Here is a 16851-nt window from a genome sequence, read left to right as displayed (position 1 = left end):
ACATTCTTAGGGGGTTAATGCATGGATTACAATAATATAAAAAGCCTAACTTTTTCTTTAAAGAGAAAGTTAGGCTTTTTTCATTTTTATGTTTGGGTCCGTCCTCGGCCCCAAACCCTTATTAGAAAGCAAAGCAAGTACAACCGATACCCCACTTAGTTCCATCATTTCCTATTACGGTATGAGTGTGTTGATGGAGAGGGTTACTGCAACTATGTTTGTGATCATGGGCATCGTGAGAAAGTATATTGTCGGCTAGGTTAGCACCACCATAACCATAAACTCCCGTCGGTGACCAATCAGGTGATGCTGGCGGCAATTCAGGTGATAAATTTTTAAATTCATCATTTCCATAAACAACCTGCCCACCCATAATGGTGAGTAATGATTCAAGGTCTTTGATTTCTTCTTCTGGCACAGTAAAGTAGTCAGCAGACAATACAGCAATATCAGCAAACTGACCTACTGCAACGGTTCCCTTTTTATCTTCATCACCGGAGAACCATGCACTTCCTTTGGAATATAGTTCCAGGGCTACTTTTCTGTCAAGTTTATTCTTTTCATCGTATATCGAAAGACCACCAATGGTTTTTCCTGCAACCATCCAGTAAAGAGCAACCCAAGGGTTATAGCTGGAAACCCTCGTTGCATCACTACCGGCGCCAACAGGTATTCCCAGGTCTAGCATACGATAAATCGGAGGAGTACGCTTTGCAGCTTCCTTTCCGTATAAATCAACATAGTATTCACCTTGGAAAGCCATGCGGTCTTGGATGGCAATACCGCCATTTAAAGCTTTAACACGTTCCATACTACGATCTGAGATTGTTTCTGCATGGTCGAACCACCAGCGTAGACCATTAAAAGGAATTTCTCTGTTGACTTCCTCAAAAACATTTAAGAAACGTGTTATTGACTCGTCATAAGTCGCATGTAAACGGAATGGCCAACGGTTTTCCACCAATAGAGAAATTACTTTCTTTAAGTCAGCTTCCATCACCGTAGCTAGGTCAGGCCGCGGCATTTGAAATTTTTCAAAATCGGCTGCCGAGAATACTAACATTTCTCCGGCACCATTCATTTTATACTTATCATTTCCTTGACCCGGAGAAACAATTTTTGCCCATGAAGCAAAGTCTTCATATTCATGATCTGGATTTTGCGTAAATAGATTATAAGCAATACGCAAAGTTAATTGATCCTTCTCGGCTAAATGTTCAACAACTTTGTAATCATCAGGATAATTTTGGAATCCGCCACCTGCGTCAATGGCACTTGTGATACCTAATCTATTTAATTCGCGCATAAAATGGCGAGTAGAGTTAATCTGGTCGTCAATATTAAGTACTGGAGCTCTACCCAAACTTGAATATAGAATAGAAGCGTTAGGATTGGCAATTAAAAGACCCGTTGGATTACCTCGTTTATCTCGCTGAATTAAACAGCCCGGAGGATCTGGGGTATCTTTTGTGTATCCCAGAGCACGCAACCCTGCACGATTTACAAGTGCTCTATCATAAAGATGTAGCACAAAGACAGGTGTGTCTTCAGAAACAGCATTAATCTCTTCCAAAGTTGGCATCCGTCTTTCTTTAAATTGAAATTCAGACCAACCTCCAACTACTCTTACCCACTGGGGAGCAGGTGTACGCCTCGCCTGCTCTCTAAGCATTTCCAGAGCAATAGCAAGTGATGGCACACCTTCCCAGCGCAATTCCATATTATAATGAAGACCGCCACGAATAACGTGTATATGAGAGTCATTCAAGCCCGGAATAGCTCTCTTTCTTTTAAGGTCTATTTTTTTGGTTTTTTCTGTGGCACTATCAAGAAGCTCATCTCCACCTACTGCAGTGATTAAACCATCAGTTATGGCGATAGCCGATACCTCAGGTTGAGATGGGTCAAGGGTAGTGATTTTTCCGTTATATAAGATCATATCCGGTAAATTCATGTTTACACCTCGTCTACTTCCTATTATTCTGTAACCATGGATGAAATATTTTACCGAGAATCGGCATTACTACCCATGATAGCAAAGACACTATACATACTGAAACAAAAAAAGTTGACAAAATAGGATACATATTTTTTATTATAGGTCCTATCACTATAGGAACCAACATGCTAAGAGGCCATACACCAAGAACGGTAACAATGGACATTTTCCATTTTGGCGGTGGAACTGGCATTTTCGGAGTAACAAACCAATAAGCCAAACTGCTTTCAGTTTTGTACGTTGGATCAGTAGCTTGAAATAGTTCTGCCTTTTTTAACAAATCTCGACGAATATCTGATTCTTGCCAAGCACGTAGATGCTCATACGTATCAAAGCGAAAAACAACAGTATACTCTCTGGATCCGTTATTGGGGACTATTAGATTTACGCCTAAATGCCCTGGAAATTTAGTAGCGGCAGCTTCGATTTCATGTCTCCACGTTTCAAACTGCTTTTCTCTACCTTCTTGAATTTCCCATGTAACAATTGTTGTTACTGGACCACCAGCATCCATAGTGTCCCCTGTATGAGTTTCCCCGACAGTTACTATTTCTTGATTCATATTTTCCTGCTTGGAGGCGCGCCATGTACCATAGTATATGCGTATTCCACGCCTTGACCATAAGCGCCAGTGTGTTCTTTTACAATTTCCATAACAGCATCATAAGTGTCTTTGCGTGCCCAGTCACGTTGGTATTCAAGTAAAACTTGAATTGCTGTCACTGGAATTGCTCCAGCTTGTTCTACACGACGCATAGCAGCGTTATGTGCTGTCAAACTAGTACCACCTGAAGCATCATCAACTGCATAAACTTCATAACCAGCTTTAATTGCTTCAAGCACAGGGAATGCAAGGCAAACTTCAGTCCAAAGTGCTGCAAATATCAATTTCTTTCTACCTGTTGCTTTAACTGCCTCAACAAATTTTGAATCTTCCCAAGAGTTCATTGAACTACGTTCTATAATTTCATGGTTTGGGAATATGTCAAGAATTTGCGGCCAAAAATAACCAGAAAAGCTTTGTGTTTCAACTGTAGTAAGAATAGTAGGTACATTAAAAGCTTTTGCTGATTTAGCAAGCAGCATAACGTTATTCATTAATGTTTGTCTGTCAATGCTTGCAACTCCAAAAGTCATTTGAGGCTGAAAATCGATCAAAATTAATGCACTGTTCTCCGGGGTTAACAATTCTAAATTACTCATAATAAAACACTCCTTTTTTTTAATTGTTTCATCTTAAAGGCAATTATTAGTTTCAGCTGTAATCGAAAAAATAAAAGCCTTGCTATACTTCTTATTTAAAAAGAGCGCTGATTAAATCAGCGCTAAATTTATGCATTTTGTTTACTGAGATCTCGCTGAGCTCCCATATAGCTTCCAATTACATTTTGATAACCTGGAAGATTACTAGCAAGCAAATTGCCAAAACCTTCGACATCGTTGCGCCAATCGCGTTGTAATTCGCACGCTACGCTAAACCAGTTCATAAGTTGCACGCCATTATGTGCCATACGCGTATTGGCAGCTTCTGCAACTTGTTTACTGAAAGTTCCTGAAGCATCAGTAACAGCAAATACTTCATACCCAGCTTTTATAGCGGAAAGTGCCGGGAAAGCAACGCAAACATCCGTAACTACGCCCGCGAGGATAAGTTGTTTTTTTCCAGTTTTTTCGATTGCTTTTACAAAATCATCATTATCCCATGCGTTAATTTGTCCAGGACGAGCTATTTTTGGCGCGTTAGGAAAAAGATCAACCAATTCTTGCATTAGTGGTCCATTAGGTCCGTTTTCAAAGCTTGTTGTTAAAATAACTGGTAAATCAAAAAACTTAGCAGTGTGAGCAAGAGCCAAAACATTGTTCTTGAATTCATCAACACCATAGTCACGAACTAGTCCAGCCATAAGGCCAGTTTGATGATCCACTAAAAGAACGACAGCATCATCTTTATTAATACGAGAATAGAGATCAGACATTATGTATTCCTCCTAAAATTAAGTAATCGAAGAAAGTTTAAACATTGGAATATATATCATAAATTTCTTCATTTGCCACAATCAGTTTATAGATAAACTTATATTAACGTCAATAATTTTCTTGAAATCAGAAAAAACGTAAGATTTATTTTTAAAAATGCTTGCTCTACTTCTATTTATCTAAAACAAGGGTTTTATCTATCCAATTTATAAATTGTTGTAAATAACGCTGAAGATAACGTTTTGTTTGTTCGTCAGTAAGCACTTTCTGATCGGAATCAATCTTTTCATGTACTTGGGAAATCAGCACTTTTTGAAATGGAAGAACATGAGCTTGCATAGTTTCAAGTATTTCTCTGATTTGCATCTGAGCATAAACAGTACCTAACCCCCCAGGAGTTGCTCCAATTAGGCCAACCGGTTTTCTGCTAAGAACAGCGGATTCCCGAGGTCTTGATGCCCAATCCAATGCATTCTTTAATACGCCTGGAATTCCAGAATTGTACTCTGGACTTACAATAATGATACCGTCAACGTCCTGGATAGCAGATTTAAATGATGTCACTGTTTCTGGAACACTTATTTCTAAGTCTTCATTAAAAAAAGGTAGATTATTTATCTCGATCCAACGAAATTGATGGGAATCATCCATCTCTGTTAATGATTGGGCAATGATTCGATTATAAGAGTTTTTTCGTAAACTACCACAAATAAGGCCTATGGTCTTTGTCATATAATTCCTCCCCTGTTAAAATCACCTCATAGTACCATGATATACCAACATGAAAAAGTGGCTTTATGCCTAATCATCAAACTGTTTAATTTAATGATGTACAAAAAATCCAGGATGTAAGGATTTCCCATTAGTTTCCTTATTATTGGTTTGTGTTTGCAAGCTATGGCAAATAGACTATGTCTATATTATTTTCTCTTCCAATCACTATATATTTCCAGCATACTAGTAACTATAAAAAAATTGGAGGGAGTGCAGAAATGGAAGAAAAGAAAGTCACGTGGTTAGAACTCTTTTATGATTTGTTATTTGTGGCGGCGGTTGCGGCTGCAACTCATGTTTTACTTCATGTTGAAGATGGTCATATCCATGTAGAGTATTTAGTAAAGTTTGTCTTAATTTTCATTCCGATCTGGTGGGCTTGGGTGGGGCAAACCATCTTTGTTAACCGTTTTGGAAAAGATTTATTTTATCAACGAATCTTTTTGATCCTGCAAATGTTTTTTGTCCTAATAATGACATCAAGCTTATCAGCTGATTTTGATCCATATTATCTTTCTTTTTTAATAGGTTATATTGGGTTAAGGGCCGTGACTGCGATCCAATATCTTATTGTCCAGCGGATAGAAGCAGGAGTTCGAAAGCAAGCAGCACTCTTTCTAGGAAGATATTTTTGGATTGGAATCGTTATTTCATTATTATCCGTCTTTTTTGATTCTTGGATTCGGTATGCTGTGTTGTATTTCGGAATTCTTATCGATATTATTATCCCACTGCTAGGAAGAAAGTGTTTAGAAAAGGTTCCGACAAATACAGCCCACTTATTAGAGAGATTTGGTCTATTTTCCATTATTCTCTTTGGGGAAGCTCTTATCAGCACTCTTGCGGTCATTCAACCTAAACAAGGAAATTGGGATTCAATAAGCTTTGCGATCATTTCATTTATCCTCATTATTTCGATGTGGTGGCAATATTTCGATAACATGGAGAAGAAACTCAACAAGTCTAGACAAACTTCCGGTCAAATTATTATTTACGGTCATCTGTTTATTTTAATGTCTTTGAGTATGGTTGCAGCATCCATTAGACTATTATTTTTACATGGGGTCCAATATTCTTTTATCCTATATTTTGTTTTTGGATCTGTATTGCTCTATTTCCTGTCAACTACAATTGTTTTTCATCAATACAGGTTTGAACAACACCGTTTGAAAATTCATCATTTTTGCTTGTTTTTAGGGATTTTAGCAGTCTTTTTTATTATTAATTGGATTGTAGTAGTACCAAATATTATGATAATAGGACAATTAACCCTGTTTTTTATCATCTATGCTAAATTAACAACTACATAAATAAAGCATCAATTAAACCAGTATCAAACTATAGTGCTGGTTTATTTGTATATATTGGTATTTTTTACATTTGACATTAAATCAGTTTATCCATAAGTTGATTGTAATAAAAATGGGTATTGTTAATAATTCCCATGCTTCTTTTTTTAATAAAATTAAAGATCCAATATTTATAGACATAAAAAACTTCGGACAAAGGAAAAAACACCCATAAAGTCGTATATACAATTATCGACAAATTGGCGATGCTTTTTTAAGGTTAGTGTCTAACCAGAAATAAAAATGGGAGTGAAAATAAAATGAGTAAAAAAACGATGGGTATTCACCACATTACTGCAATTGTTGGTCATCCTCAAGAGAATGTTGATTTCTATGCAGGTGTATTAGGTTTACGTTTAGTGAAAAAAACTGTCAATTTTGATGACCCAGGTACCTACCATCTTTATTTTGGTAATGAGGGTGGAAAACCAGGAACAATCATGACATTTTTTCCATGGGCAGGAGCTAGTCAAGGAAAAATTGGTGATGGTCAAGTAGGCGTTACATCTTATGTTGTTCCAAAAGGAGCTATGAAGTTCTGGAAAAAAAGACTGGAATCCTTCAATATTCCTTTTACTGTAAGGGAGCGCTTTAGCGAGGAATACTTGGAATTTGATGACCCTCATGGGCTACACTTGGAAATTGTTGAAAGGGAAGAAGGGGAAGTAAATACATGGACCTTTGGCGGGGTAACACCTGAGGTAGCTATTAAAGGCTTTGGCGGTGCTACTTTATTATCGACCGATCCTGACAAAACGGCTGTATTGTTAGAAAACATATTGGGACTAGAATTAATCGGCAAGGAAGGCAACTTTGCACGTTACCGTTCTTCAGCAGAAATTGGCAATGTCATTGACTTAAAATTAACGCCAATAGGACGCGGGACAATGGGTGCTGGAACCGTACACCACATTGCATGGCGGGCAAAGGATGATCAAGACCAATTGGAATGGCAAAAATATGTTGAGGAAAACGGATATGGGGTAACTCCTGTACGAGATCGAAACTATTTTAATGCGATTTACTTTAAAGAACACGGGGAAATTCTCTTTGAGATTGCAACAGATCCTCCAGGATTTGCTCACGATGAATCTGAAGCGACGATGGGAGAAAAATTAATGTTGCCAGAGCAGTATGAACAGTTTAGAGGGCAGATTAAACAAAGTTTATTACCATTTGAGGTAAGAGAATTAGAGTTGTGAGCTGGTTGGCTGGTACAAATTATGCAAAATCAGGTGAGATTTTTTCCATAGAGAGACCTAATTAATTTCTTAATCAAAGTAATGAAAAGAATGGGAATGGTGAGGTTGCAAAAAACAACAGGGATCCATCATATAACAGCAATGGTGAACGATGCCCAAAGAAGTATTGATTTTTATGCTGGCATACTGGGATTAAGACTTGTAAAAAAGACGATAAACTTTGATCGTCCAGAAGTCTATCATCTTTATTTTGGAAATGAAACTGGTCAACCTGGGTCTGTTATAACTTTTTTTCCGTGGCCAAAGCAGTTAAAAGGTCGAATTGGAACAGGACAGGTTGGAGTAACCAGTTTTATCATCCCGAATCAATCAATTGAATTTTGGGAAAATCGTTTGAAAAAATTTAGAATTAGGTTTATTCAATCAGTACGTTTTGGAGAGAAATATTTACAATTTCAAGATCCGGATGGTCTTGAAATTGAATTAGTGGAACGAAATGAAGGGCCAAAAAATAATTGGAGTTTTGGAGAAGTCGATTCAGAGGTTGCAATTAAAGGGTTTGGTGGAGCTATTTTAATTTCAACTCAGCCTAATAAAACTGCGAATGTGCTTGAAAACGTATTAGGGCTTGAATGTCTTGGGCAAGAAGCGAGCTTCCTTAGGTTTAAATCGGATGGTCAGTTTGGAAATACAATTGATATTAAGCTAACTCCTTCGGTTCGCGGGTTAAAAGGGGCTGGAACTGTTCACCATATCGCATGGAGGGCAAAGGATGACCAAGATCTTTTGAGATGGAGAACACTTCTTCAAGATAAGGAGTATTATCCGACTGAGATTCGTGATCGAAACTACTTCAAAGCTGTGTATTTCCATGAACAAGGCGGTATCCTTTTTGAAATAGCGACCGATCCGCCAGGCTTTTCCGTTGATGAAGCTGTCGCTGAGCTTGGTAATAAACTGATGTTACCATCTTGGCTGGAGCCAAAACGAGAAGAATTAGAAGAAGTCTTACCTACTGTGGAAGTTCGCGTTCTGGAGGGAGATCAATCATGAAACATATATTTAATAAGGGTAAAGATTCAACGAAACCAACGTTATTATTACTACATGGTACTGGCGGAAATGAATTAGATTTATTACCTATAGCGGGAAGAATTGATGACGAGGCTTCAGTGCTAAGTGTCCGCGGAAATGTATTGGAAAATGGAATGCCTCGATTCTTTCGGAGATTAGCTGAAGGTGTATTCGATGAGGAAGATCTGATTTTCCGTACAAAAGAATTAAATGAGTTTCTTGATGATTCTGTTACAAAGTATAATTTTGATCGAGAAAACATGATTGCTATTGGATACTCAAATGGAGCTAATATAGCTGCTAGTTTATTATTTCACTATCAAAATGCATTAAAGGGAGCCATTCTCCATCACCCGATGGTACCGAGAAAAGGAATTGTTCTTCCTGATTTATCAGGAAAATCAGTATTTATTGCTGCTGGTAAAAATGATCCTATATGTTCGCCTATGGAATCTACTGAACTTCAATCCTTATTTGAAAAGGCCAATGCAAAAGTTGAAATTCATTGGGAAAATAGGGGGCATCAATTGACTGTTGATGAAGTTGAAGCTGCGGCTCACTGGTATCGTAGGGTCTTTTAAACTTTAGTAATACAAATTAAATTTTTTGTAAATAACTTAAAATTTGCAGAGTGAAATCGATAAATAAGCCTTGATGTTTTAGGAAGGGCTGTGATTCCTAATTCTAACTTAATTGGAGATACCCCAATTGGAGTTGCTTAGAAATCTCTAATTCGATTTTTCAGTTTAAGTTCTTCAATATTTTCAGTAATTTACACACCTTGGATTAAACAAATAAATTGTAATCTAATAATATTAATTGATTTAATATTATTAGAATAATTTTACAATTCCGATAGTAGGGAATATAATAATCCTATAAACATTTTGCAAAAAAATATTTTAAATGTTTTGAAGTGAAGAGTTTTTTAGATTAGAGAAGCAAGAATATAGATTCATGGGAGGAAATTTATATGGCAAAATTTACTGTAGGTAATGAAAATCATGCTCCAATTGAACTTTATTATGAGGACCATGGTTCAGGGAAACCCGTTGTCTTAATACATGGTTGGCCTTTAAGTGGACGCTCTTGGGAATATCAGGTGCCAGCTCTTATTGAAGCAGGTTACAGAGTCATAACATATGATCGCCGAGGATTTGGAAAATCATCTCAGCCGTGGGAAGGATATGAATATGAGACATTTGCTTCTGATTTACATAAACTGTTAGAACATTTAGATCTTCAAAATGTCACACTTGTTGGTTTTTCCATGGGTGGAGGTGAGGTAGCTCGATACATTAGTACGTATGGAACAGATCGTATTGAAAAGGCTGTTTTTGCTGGAGCAGTTCCTCCTTATTTATACAAATCAGAGGATAATCCTGAAGGAGCATTAGATGATGCAACAATTGAAGAATTCAAAAGTGGCGTGATAAATGACCGCCTTGCATTTCTTGACAAATTTACGAAGGTATTTTTCGCGGCGGGTAATCAAACAGATTTAGTTAGTGAGCCATTCCGTTTATATAATCGGGATATTGCAGCTAGTGCCTCACCTAAGGGAACGCTCGATTGTATAACGGCCTTTAGTAAGACAGATTTTAGAAAGGACTTGGAAAAGTTCAATATACCTACTCTGATTATTCACGGTGACTCTGATGCAACTGCACCTTTTGAGTTAAGTGGAAAACGTACATATGATTCCATTCCTGGTAGTAAGCTCGCTCTAATAAAGGGTGGTCCACATGGATTAAACGCAACTCATCCAAAAGAATTTAATGAAGCGTTACTAACATTTTTAAAAGATTAATAAAGTAATGACAGTTTTACTTAAATGAGAAAGAGCATTCTTTGTTTTTTATAAGGTTTAGAAAAAATCTTAATAATATCGTATGAATCAGGTGTGGAATAACTCCTTATCCATATTCACTTTAGTTGAAATAACAGCACAAAAGGATCTTCGTTTGGGGCTGTTGACAAATACCCCTTTAAACAAAAAAAGATGAACATCTACTGCATGTAGTGTTTATCTTCTTTTTTGTTTACTATATGCTGTGTCCGGTTATGAGATTCTTTAGTTTGTCAACAGTCCCGTTTGAGGCTCCTTTTTCAGTACCGATAATAAACATATGAAACTGGAATATCCCAAATGTTGTAAATTCGCGTTTTGCTGGTGGTACCCCATGCCCATCAAGCTAAGCGCACAAGAGTTAATATAAAAGTGTGTTCTCTTTAATTTGCTATGGTAACACTAAAAATGCGCATGACAAAAAAACCATCAAATAGGTTTTTAAAAAAAATATTAGGCAGCTTTAAGTTTTTGTGACGTACAATCATACACAATACCTAAGATATCAAAGACCGTTTTCTTGTTATAACGATGACATTTCCGTCCGTTTTTCTCCAAAAGGTGAAACAAACGCAGAAAAATTTTTGATAATTCTTTGGCGTCCTTTTGTAACCCTTGATAAAACAATAAATAATAGTCTTTTATTATATAGATGGATTTATATTCACTTAACTCCTTCTTTTTCTTATCTAAAAGTAACTGACGCATTCTAAACATCGTAGATGAACAGAGTAAAATGCTAATAAGTTGCCCATACAAGTGACACTCTAAGCGTTCCCTCTTAATCTCTTTGCACTTGTCAATTTGAAAGAAAGATTTCCATGTCTTAAATAGAATTTCAATCTGCCAACGTAACGAATACAGTTCATGAATATGTTCCGTTGGAACGTCTTCTAAAGAAAGATTTGTAATATATACGTTCATTCCACTTAATCGTTTGCTTCGGTCTCTATAGGTAATGCCCTTCTTCTTTTCTTTTTTTGCTTGTTCTTTCAATCTTTTCTCTGTTTGTACCTCAGTTAGTCGATGAACAATCACTCGGGCGGGTAGTTTTTGATACTGCCCAATGTATGCTTCTGAAATTTCCAATGTTTGACCAGGTTGTAATTGATTCATAAGCTCTTCCGTGTCTAACTGAATAAAGAGAGTACCTTTCTTCACAGTCCCATTTCGAAAAAACTCTGGTTCATCATTCTTACGATATATACGAGAATTCAACTTCAAACGTGAGACATAGTAAGCACCTTCATCATTCATTTTCTGTAAGTCGTGTAAGTCGAAATACCCTAAATCCCTTATGTATAAGTCTTTCGGTTGAATGGTTAGTAGACTCGTGGAACCGAAGGTTTTATCATTTTCTCTCCCTTCTCCTACATAAACGTGGAGGAACTTCCCACTCAATAAGTCATATTCAAGTTGGATTTTAACACCTGCGGTATGGCTACTTCCGCCAGAACCTTGATAATGTGAAGCAAACTTATCTGGAAGTTGAAATGTTGTAGAATCTAGGATCCGAATACGTTTAAAAGTCGTGGAGTATAGATGAAGTATTTCTTGTGTTGAAGGAATTCTATGAGTTAGAAGATTAGCTAGAACTTGTTGAAGAAACTGTACGGCTGAACCATTAAATCGTTGATTAAGCCCTTCGGGGCTCATGAGGACACCTGTTGATGCTTCGAGACGGCTACACAATTGTGTGAGTGGTGTACTCGCGACCTGTTGACTAAGCCATACACATAAAGCAATTAATTCTTGTGCTTGATATTTACTTGTACGTTGAACAAAACCAACTTCTTTAGCTAATTGTTGAAGAGAAGACGGAGATAAGTAGTTTTGAAGCTCTTGAGAAAAGAGATTCATTTCGTCTGAAACAGAAAAACTCATAGAAAACGCCATCCTTCCTGTATATTTCTACAAAAAGAATAGCGTTTTTTTCGTTATGATGATACAAATTCACCTTAGCTTGATGGCGATGTGGCTGTACCCCTAATTTAGCTTATTTAGAAAGGATAACTTTTTGGGGTGTTTGAAGGTATTAAAATCTCTTAAGCTGATGGGCATGTAAGGTGACCCCTACTTGCTAAATTCAGCAATTAAAATATTTTTAAAAGGATCAGGACTATCAGCTTTAAGGCTGTTCAAATTGACGGCCAATGTATGCTTGCCTCCAAGTGTGCCTCCAGCAAAAGTAATAAACCCTGGAATGGTACCTCCGTGTCCCCATATCGAGACACCGTTTGGAAGCTTAGTTTTGAAAATTCCAAGACCGTATTCGCCAAGTTCAGCTGTTCCCGTAGGAACTGCAGTAAGCATTTGTTTTAGTTGCTGTTCTTTCAGCAATTTACCACCAAGTAAGTAAGAGAAGAATTTGTTTAAGTCATCAGCAGTAGAAATCATATCTCCAGCCGAGCTCCCCATACTTGGGTTATAATAAGTAACGTCTTTTAGCTCACTTGCTCCGTCTAGTTGGATATATCCACGGGCATGTTTGGTGCCTGGAATAACGCTTGAATTGCCAGGAAGGAATGTATTCGACAAGTCAAGTGGTTCAACAATCCGGTTTTCAATCTCTTCCGCATAGCTGTTTCCGGTTACTTTTTCAATAAGCATGCCCAGCAATACGTATCCTGTGTTTGAATACGACCAGCCTTTTCCTGGAGCGAAGTCTGGGGGTAGAGAAATCCCCATCTTTATTAATTCTTCAGCCGTATACGATTTTTTTGTATCCATCATATCAAAGTCTTTTGACCTTGTGTATTCAGCGATACCACTTGTATGGTTTAATATCTGCCGGATAGTAATCTGTTTATCATCATATCCGTTTCCTTGAATGACACCAGGAAACCATTTTTCAATGGGGTCGTCTAGATTCAAGCGATTCTCTCCAGCTAATTGAAGTACAACCGTTGCGGTGAACGTCTTCGTCACGCTGCCAATGCGAAAGCTGAAATCTGTTTTCATTGGTTTCTTGGTGCTCAGATCCGCTATCCCCGCGGCATACCCCCACGTTTTTCCACCCTCAGAAGTTTTAACAAGTATCCCAGGGAATCCAAGATGCAATGTATCCCGCATTGCTTGTTTGACGGAATTATGATCTCGTTGAGAGCTTGTTTGTGACGAACTAGATACATTTTGAGTGGGCTCTGCTTTTACAATTGAGGTTGGAGCTGTATATAACAGGGAACTTCCAGCGATTAAAAGGGCCAGACTTGCAAATGTAATTTGACTACGTGTTTTCATAAGGAATTCCTCTCTTCTATTCATATTTTATAGGTGGTTGCTTGCTGTTTTATACTAAACATATAGCTATCATCTTTACCGATGATAAAAGGTCAGCATTGAATTTATAAGCATCTTTATAATGATTATTTTTACAAACGCCATTCTGTTTTAACAAACGGTAAATCTTTCTTTTTTTACATGTATGTTAACCCTAGAAATTACTTCTTTTCCTTGAAACACTCTTGTTACTGGTTTGTTTTTCATAAATAGGCCATACCTGTTTCCCCTTTCACTCCTCTTTATATTTTTAACATACGCAATGAAGATCTTCCCTCCTCATTTATTATTAATGGGTTATAAACTGCTCCTTGATTCTAAGGGTTTTTCTGTCACATACGTTAGTGTCAAAATGTCATGATTTTTATGACATAACTATCAATACAGCCTTATCCACTCAATTTTTGTTGTTCTTTATAAATATGACAGAAGTTCACTATCGACTATGACTCGCCGCTTGCTAGATATTCATCCTAAATTGAATCATAAAAAAATTAGATGATGGTATCCCATCGTCAAGCCAAAATATAACAAGAAATTCAACTTAATAATATCTTTATGGAAACGATTCGAAGCATAACCCAATACATTTGAAGCTTCTGTATTTAAAGAAGGAACCTATTATGAAATATGATAGGTTCCTATTTTGTTATATAGGAGAATCATACCTACCTATCAACTTAAGAAATTAATTGTTCCCAAAAAAGAAAAAATGAACCAAAATCTCATAAATAACTGTAGAGGAATAAACTTTTCGTTATGGGGGCAATTAAAAGTCTTAGCTTGATAGCGATGTGGTGGTACCCCCAATATAAGAAAAATCAACAATCCAATAAATAATTTCAAATAACCATTCATAAATGTTCCCTCCCATATATATCTCCCTCTAATTAATGGGAGCCTCATTATGCCTTAAACCCTTTAGATTAAATTCTATAAAAAGGTATTCGATGGACGAACTTATAAATCTTTCTTAAGCTAACCTGCCCCGTTAGTGCCATAATAAGAGGCCTTTGCAGTAACCCTTGTTATGCACCCGTTAGATGAACAAGCACCACCTCTTCTATAGTACATATCCATCCAGATGCGTAAAAAAAAAGCCAACATCAATTGTTGACTCAATATATATCGACACTAAAGTTTAATTAATCTGTATATCCTATTACTCCTAATTCAATTCTGGAATGCCTAATTAAGTTAACAACCTGCTATTTTCAAAAAACGAATTCCTATGGGCTAAGCAATCTTTACTAAAAAGAGATAAAACATTTAATACTATTACTTATATATTTCATTTTCTAATATAATCACTTTTTCCCCATTCGCTGCTTTCCCTATTTGTTTCGTATTTTCAACCAACCGAAAAATATTATCACAGCATTGTTTGGCACCTATAACCAATAATGGTACACCTATAAAATCAATTTTTAATGCTCTTGATAAATATCCCCCTATAGACATAGCAATAGGTACAGTTGGTGATGTATTGGAGAATACTATTTTTTCGTTAAATTGAAATTTCTCTTCTAGTAGTAAAGTCAATTCTTTTAATGCCGGAACAACAAGTTTTTCTCTTTTGTGTCCAATTGTATAAACTGAGTGGCCATCTTCATCGGTCCCGCGAAAAATTAGCTTCCCAAAATCTTCTTTCGTTAATTTATCAAAATATTTTACATTTAATATTTCTTCCGAAGTTAATTTTCTTTCCGATTGAGGTAATTGTTTTAAATGATATGCGGCAGCCAACGACGTGGTATGTGTACCCCCATAATCATTATAGATATACATCATGACATCATCCCTAATAGTTTTATTTACTACTATTATGGTCATATACTTCATTTCCAATTCAGTTGGTTATTTTTAGCTTTTATTACACTATTTGTGACGAATGCGACATACTCTCCTCTACAACTAACTGCCCCGTTAGTTTCATAAAGGGGTAAAAAATAAAAGAGTACACCTATTAGTCAAGATTGATAAGTGCACTCTTTTATTGTTTTTATTATTTATAAGCTCCCCTTAGTGACTGGGGTATGTATAAGGCCGCAACGCCTCTGATTCCATTCGATGATTTTTTTTAGTAACGAGTTCTAAAATCCTCCCCTCCTAGAGATGGGACAGAAAATTTTATTAGCTTATCATTGATTGTTTCTTTTTTAATCGGGGCAGGCAATACTGTGTTCCTAACATCAGCGACCGTTTTAAGGTCAAAGGATTCTATTGCTTCCCCTTCTTGGTTCATGATTGAGAGAATTCCATCATTACTCGTTTTTAGAATAGGTTGATCACTAATTAAATGAGTATAGTACAAGTCTTCGTTCAGCGTGTAGGAATTAGAGTAGTCCGCTGAATAAAGTTTGCTTTTTTTATCAATTTTGCCTGATTTAAAGTTTTCAAAGCCATAGTTGAATAAAAGCTTGGTATCAGAGTAGGCAACTTTGTCTGAAGGAGCTTTTAGAGTGACAGCAATCAAGTCCTGTTCTCCTCTAGTAGCAGTAGATATCAGGGTGTAGCCGGATTTACTGACGAAACCGGTTTTCCCGCCGGTTATTCCCTTATAGGGGAGTTCGCCTTTTAACATTTTATGATGGGTAACTAGAGTTGTATCCCATGTTTCCACTTCCCATGGTAACTCCTTCTTCCCAAAATACTCACGGAAAGTTTCATTTTTCATTGCATATTGGGTAATTTTCGCAAGGTCACTGGCTGTAGTTACATGGTCTTTGTCAAACAATCCATGGGGGTTTGTAAAATGAGTATCGGTGACGTTTACTTCTTTTCTTAAATACTCATTCAAATCTTCCATGAACAGTTTTTCACTGCCAGACATATGCTCGGCAATTGCGATGGCTGCATCATTTCCGGAGTTGATTAGCATTCCTGCAATTAATTTGGAAAGCTCTATTTCCTCCCCAGGTTCAATAAATACCGAAGACCCGTCTGCCTTCGCTGCTTTTTTGCTAACAGTCACCAGTTCGTTCTGATCCCCGTGTTCTATAGCAAATATAGCAGTGGCAACTTTCGTTAGACTGGCTGGATACATACTTTTTTCCATATTTTTTTCGTATAATACTTTTCCACTTTTCGCATCAATAATGATCCCGGCTTCACTATTGAGTGGTACGTCAGATTCTGCACTTACAGTCGTAGAGGCGAAAGGGATTAAAGCCAAAATGAAGATGAAGAAAAACTTTTTCATATGCCGCTCCTTTGATGATAGTAAAATCCTATATAGTCATAATAAAATAAATCTGAATGTTTAAAGATGTTTTATTGAAAGTGAAATACAAAAGTAATTACCCTTTAATAATTTTGGAAACATTTCGGTTAATGACCTTCATTTTG

At 36.8% G+C, this 16851-nt stretch carries 14 protein-coding genes; 5 read left to right on the top strand and 9 right to left on the bottom strand.

What is annotated here, in order from left to right:
• Positions 1-121: 121 nt before the first annotated feature.
• From Q8G36_RS08025 to Q8G36_RS08005, 5 genes are all read right to left on the bottom strand, one after another.
• Positions 122-1954, bottom strand: a complete 1833-nt coding sequence (locus Q8G36_RS08025) for an amidohydrolase (protein ID WP_305159542.1) — start codon at positions 1952-1954, stop codon at positions 122-124.
• 13 nt (positions 1955-1967) lie between these two features.
• Complete coding sequence (locus Q8G36_RS08020) at positions 1968-2561, bottom strand: antibiotic biosynthesis monooxygenase (RefSeq protein ID WP_305159541.1); 594 nt, start codon at positions 2559-2561, stop codon at positions 1968-1970.
• A complete protein-coding gene (locus Q8G36_RS08015) occupies positions 2558-3202 on the bottom strand; it encodes a hydrolase (protein ID WP_053535280.1) in 645 nt (214 codons plus the stop codon). The genes Q8G36_RS08020 and Q8G36_RS08015 overlap by 4 nt, the downstream gene beginning before the upstream one ends.
• Before the next feature lie 128 nt (positions 3203-3330).
• A complete protein-coding gene (gene ycaC, locus Q8G36_RS08010) occupies positions 3331-3975 on the bottom strand; it encodes an isochorismate family cysteine hydrolase YcaC (RefSeq protein ID WP_305159540.1) in 645 nt (214 codons plus the stop codon).
• Between the two features lie 172 nt (positions 3976-4147).
• Complete coding sequence (locus tag Q8G36_RS08005) at positions 4148-4708, bottom strand: NADPH-dependent FMN reductase (protein WP_305159539.1); 561 nt, start codon at positions 4706-4708, stop codon at positions 4148-4150.
• Positions 4709-4968: 260 nt separating this feature from the next.
• On the opposite strand from Q8G36_RS08005, the gene Q8G36_RS08000 reads away from it, so the two are divergent.
• The 5 genes from Q8G36_RS08000 to Q8G36_RS07980 all read left to right on the top strand — a co-directional run bounded on the left by Q8G36_RS08000 (position 4969) and on the right by Q8G36_RS07980 (position 10185).
• A complete protein-coding gene (locus Q8G36_RS08000; RefSeq protein WP_305159538.1) occupies positions 4969-6060 on the top strand; it encodes a low temperature requirement protein A in 1092 nt (363 codons plus the stop codon).
• Positions 6061-6359: 299 nt separating this feature from the next.
• Positions 6360-7301, top strand: a complete 942-nt coding sequence (locus tag Q8G36_RS07995) for a ring-cleaving dioxygenase (RefSeq protein ID WP_305159537.1) — start codon at positions 6360-6362, stop codon at positions 7299-7301.
• A 105-nt stretch (positions 7302-7406) separates the two neighbouring features.
• Positions 7407-8354: a ring-cleaving dioxygenase gene (locus Q8G36_RS07990; RefSeq protein ID WP_305159536.1), complete on the top strand. Its 948-nt coding sequence runs from the start codon at positions 7407-7409 to the stop codon at positions 8352-8354.
• Positions 8351-8956, top strand: a complete 606-nt coding sequence (locus Q8G36_RS07985; protein WP_305159535.1) for an alpha/beta hydrolase — start codon at positions 8351-8353, stop codon at positions 8954-8956. The genes Q8G36_RS07990 and Q8G36_RS07985 overlap by 4 nt, the downstream gene beginning before the upstream one ends.
• A 392-nt stretch (positions 8957-9348) precedes the next feature.
• Entirely contained in the window at positions 9349-10185 is an 837-nt protein-coding gene (locus tag Q8G36_RS07980) for an alpha/beta fold hydrolase (protein WP_305159534.1), read from the top strand.
• 492 nt (positions 10186-10677) lie between these two features.
• Here the strand turns inward: Q8G36_RS07980 and Q8G36_RS07975 are convergent, their stop codons facing one another.
• From Q8G36_RS07975 to Q8G36_RS07960, 4 genes are all read right to left on the bottom strand, one after another.
• Positions 10678-12108 carry an IS4 family transposase gene (locus Q8G36_RS07975; RefSeq protein WP_305159532.1) on the bottom strand — a complete coding sequence of 477 codons (1431 nt, stop codon included), beginning with the start codon at positions 12106-12108 and terminating at the stop codon, positions 10678-10680.
• Between the two features lie 189 nt (positions 12109-12297).
• On the bottom strand, positions 12298-13464 hold the full coding sequence (locus Q8G36_RS07970) for a serine hydrolase domain-containing protein (protein WP_305159531.1): 1167 nt from the start codon (positions 13462-13464) through the stop codon (positions 12298-12300).
• A gap of 1317 nt (positions 13465-14781) precedes the next feature.
• Positions 14782-15294 (bottom strand): DUF3189 family protein, encoded by a 513-nt coding sequence (locus Q8G36_RS07965; RefSeq protein ID WP_305159665.1) that lies wholly within the window; start codon positions 15292-15294, stop codon positions 14782-14784.
• Between the two features lie 289 nt (positions 15295-15583).
• The gene (locus Q8G36_RS07960) at positions 15584-16705 is read right to left on the bottom strand and encodes a D-alanyl-D-alanine carboxypeptidase family protein (protein WP_305159530.1); all 1122 of its coding nucleotides are present in this window, start codon (positions 16703-16705) and stop codon (positions 15584-15586) included.
• Positions 16706-16851: the final 146 nt, after the last annotated feature.

The sequence above is a fragment of the Peribacillus frigoritolerans genome (genome assembly GCF_030676415.1).
Classification (GTDB): Bacteria; Bacillota; Bacilli; order Bacillales; family DSM-1321; genus Peribacillus; species Peribacillus frigoritolerans_A.
This window is presented reverse-complemented; position numbering and strand designations above follow the sequence as displayed.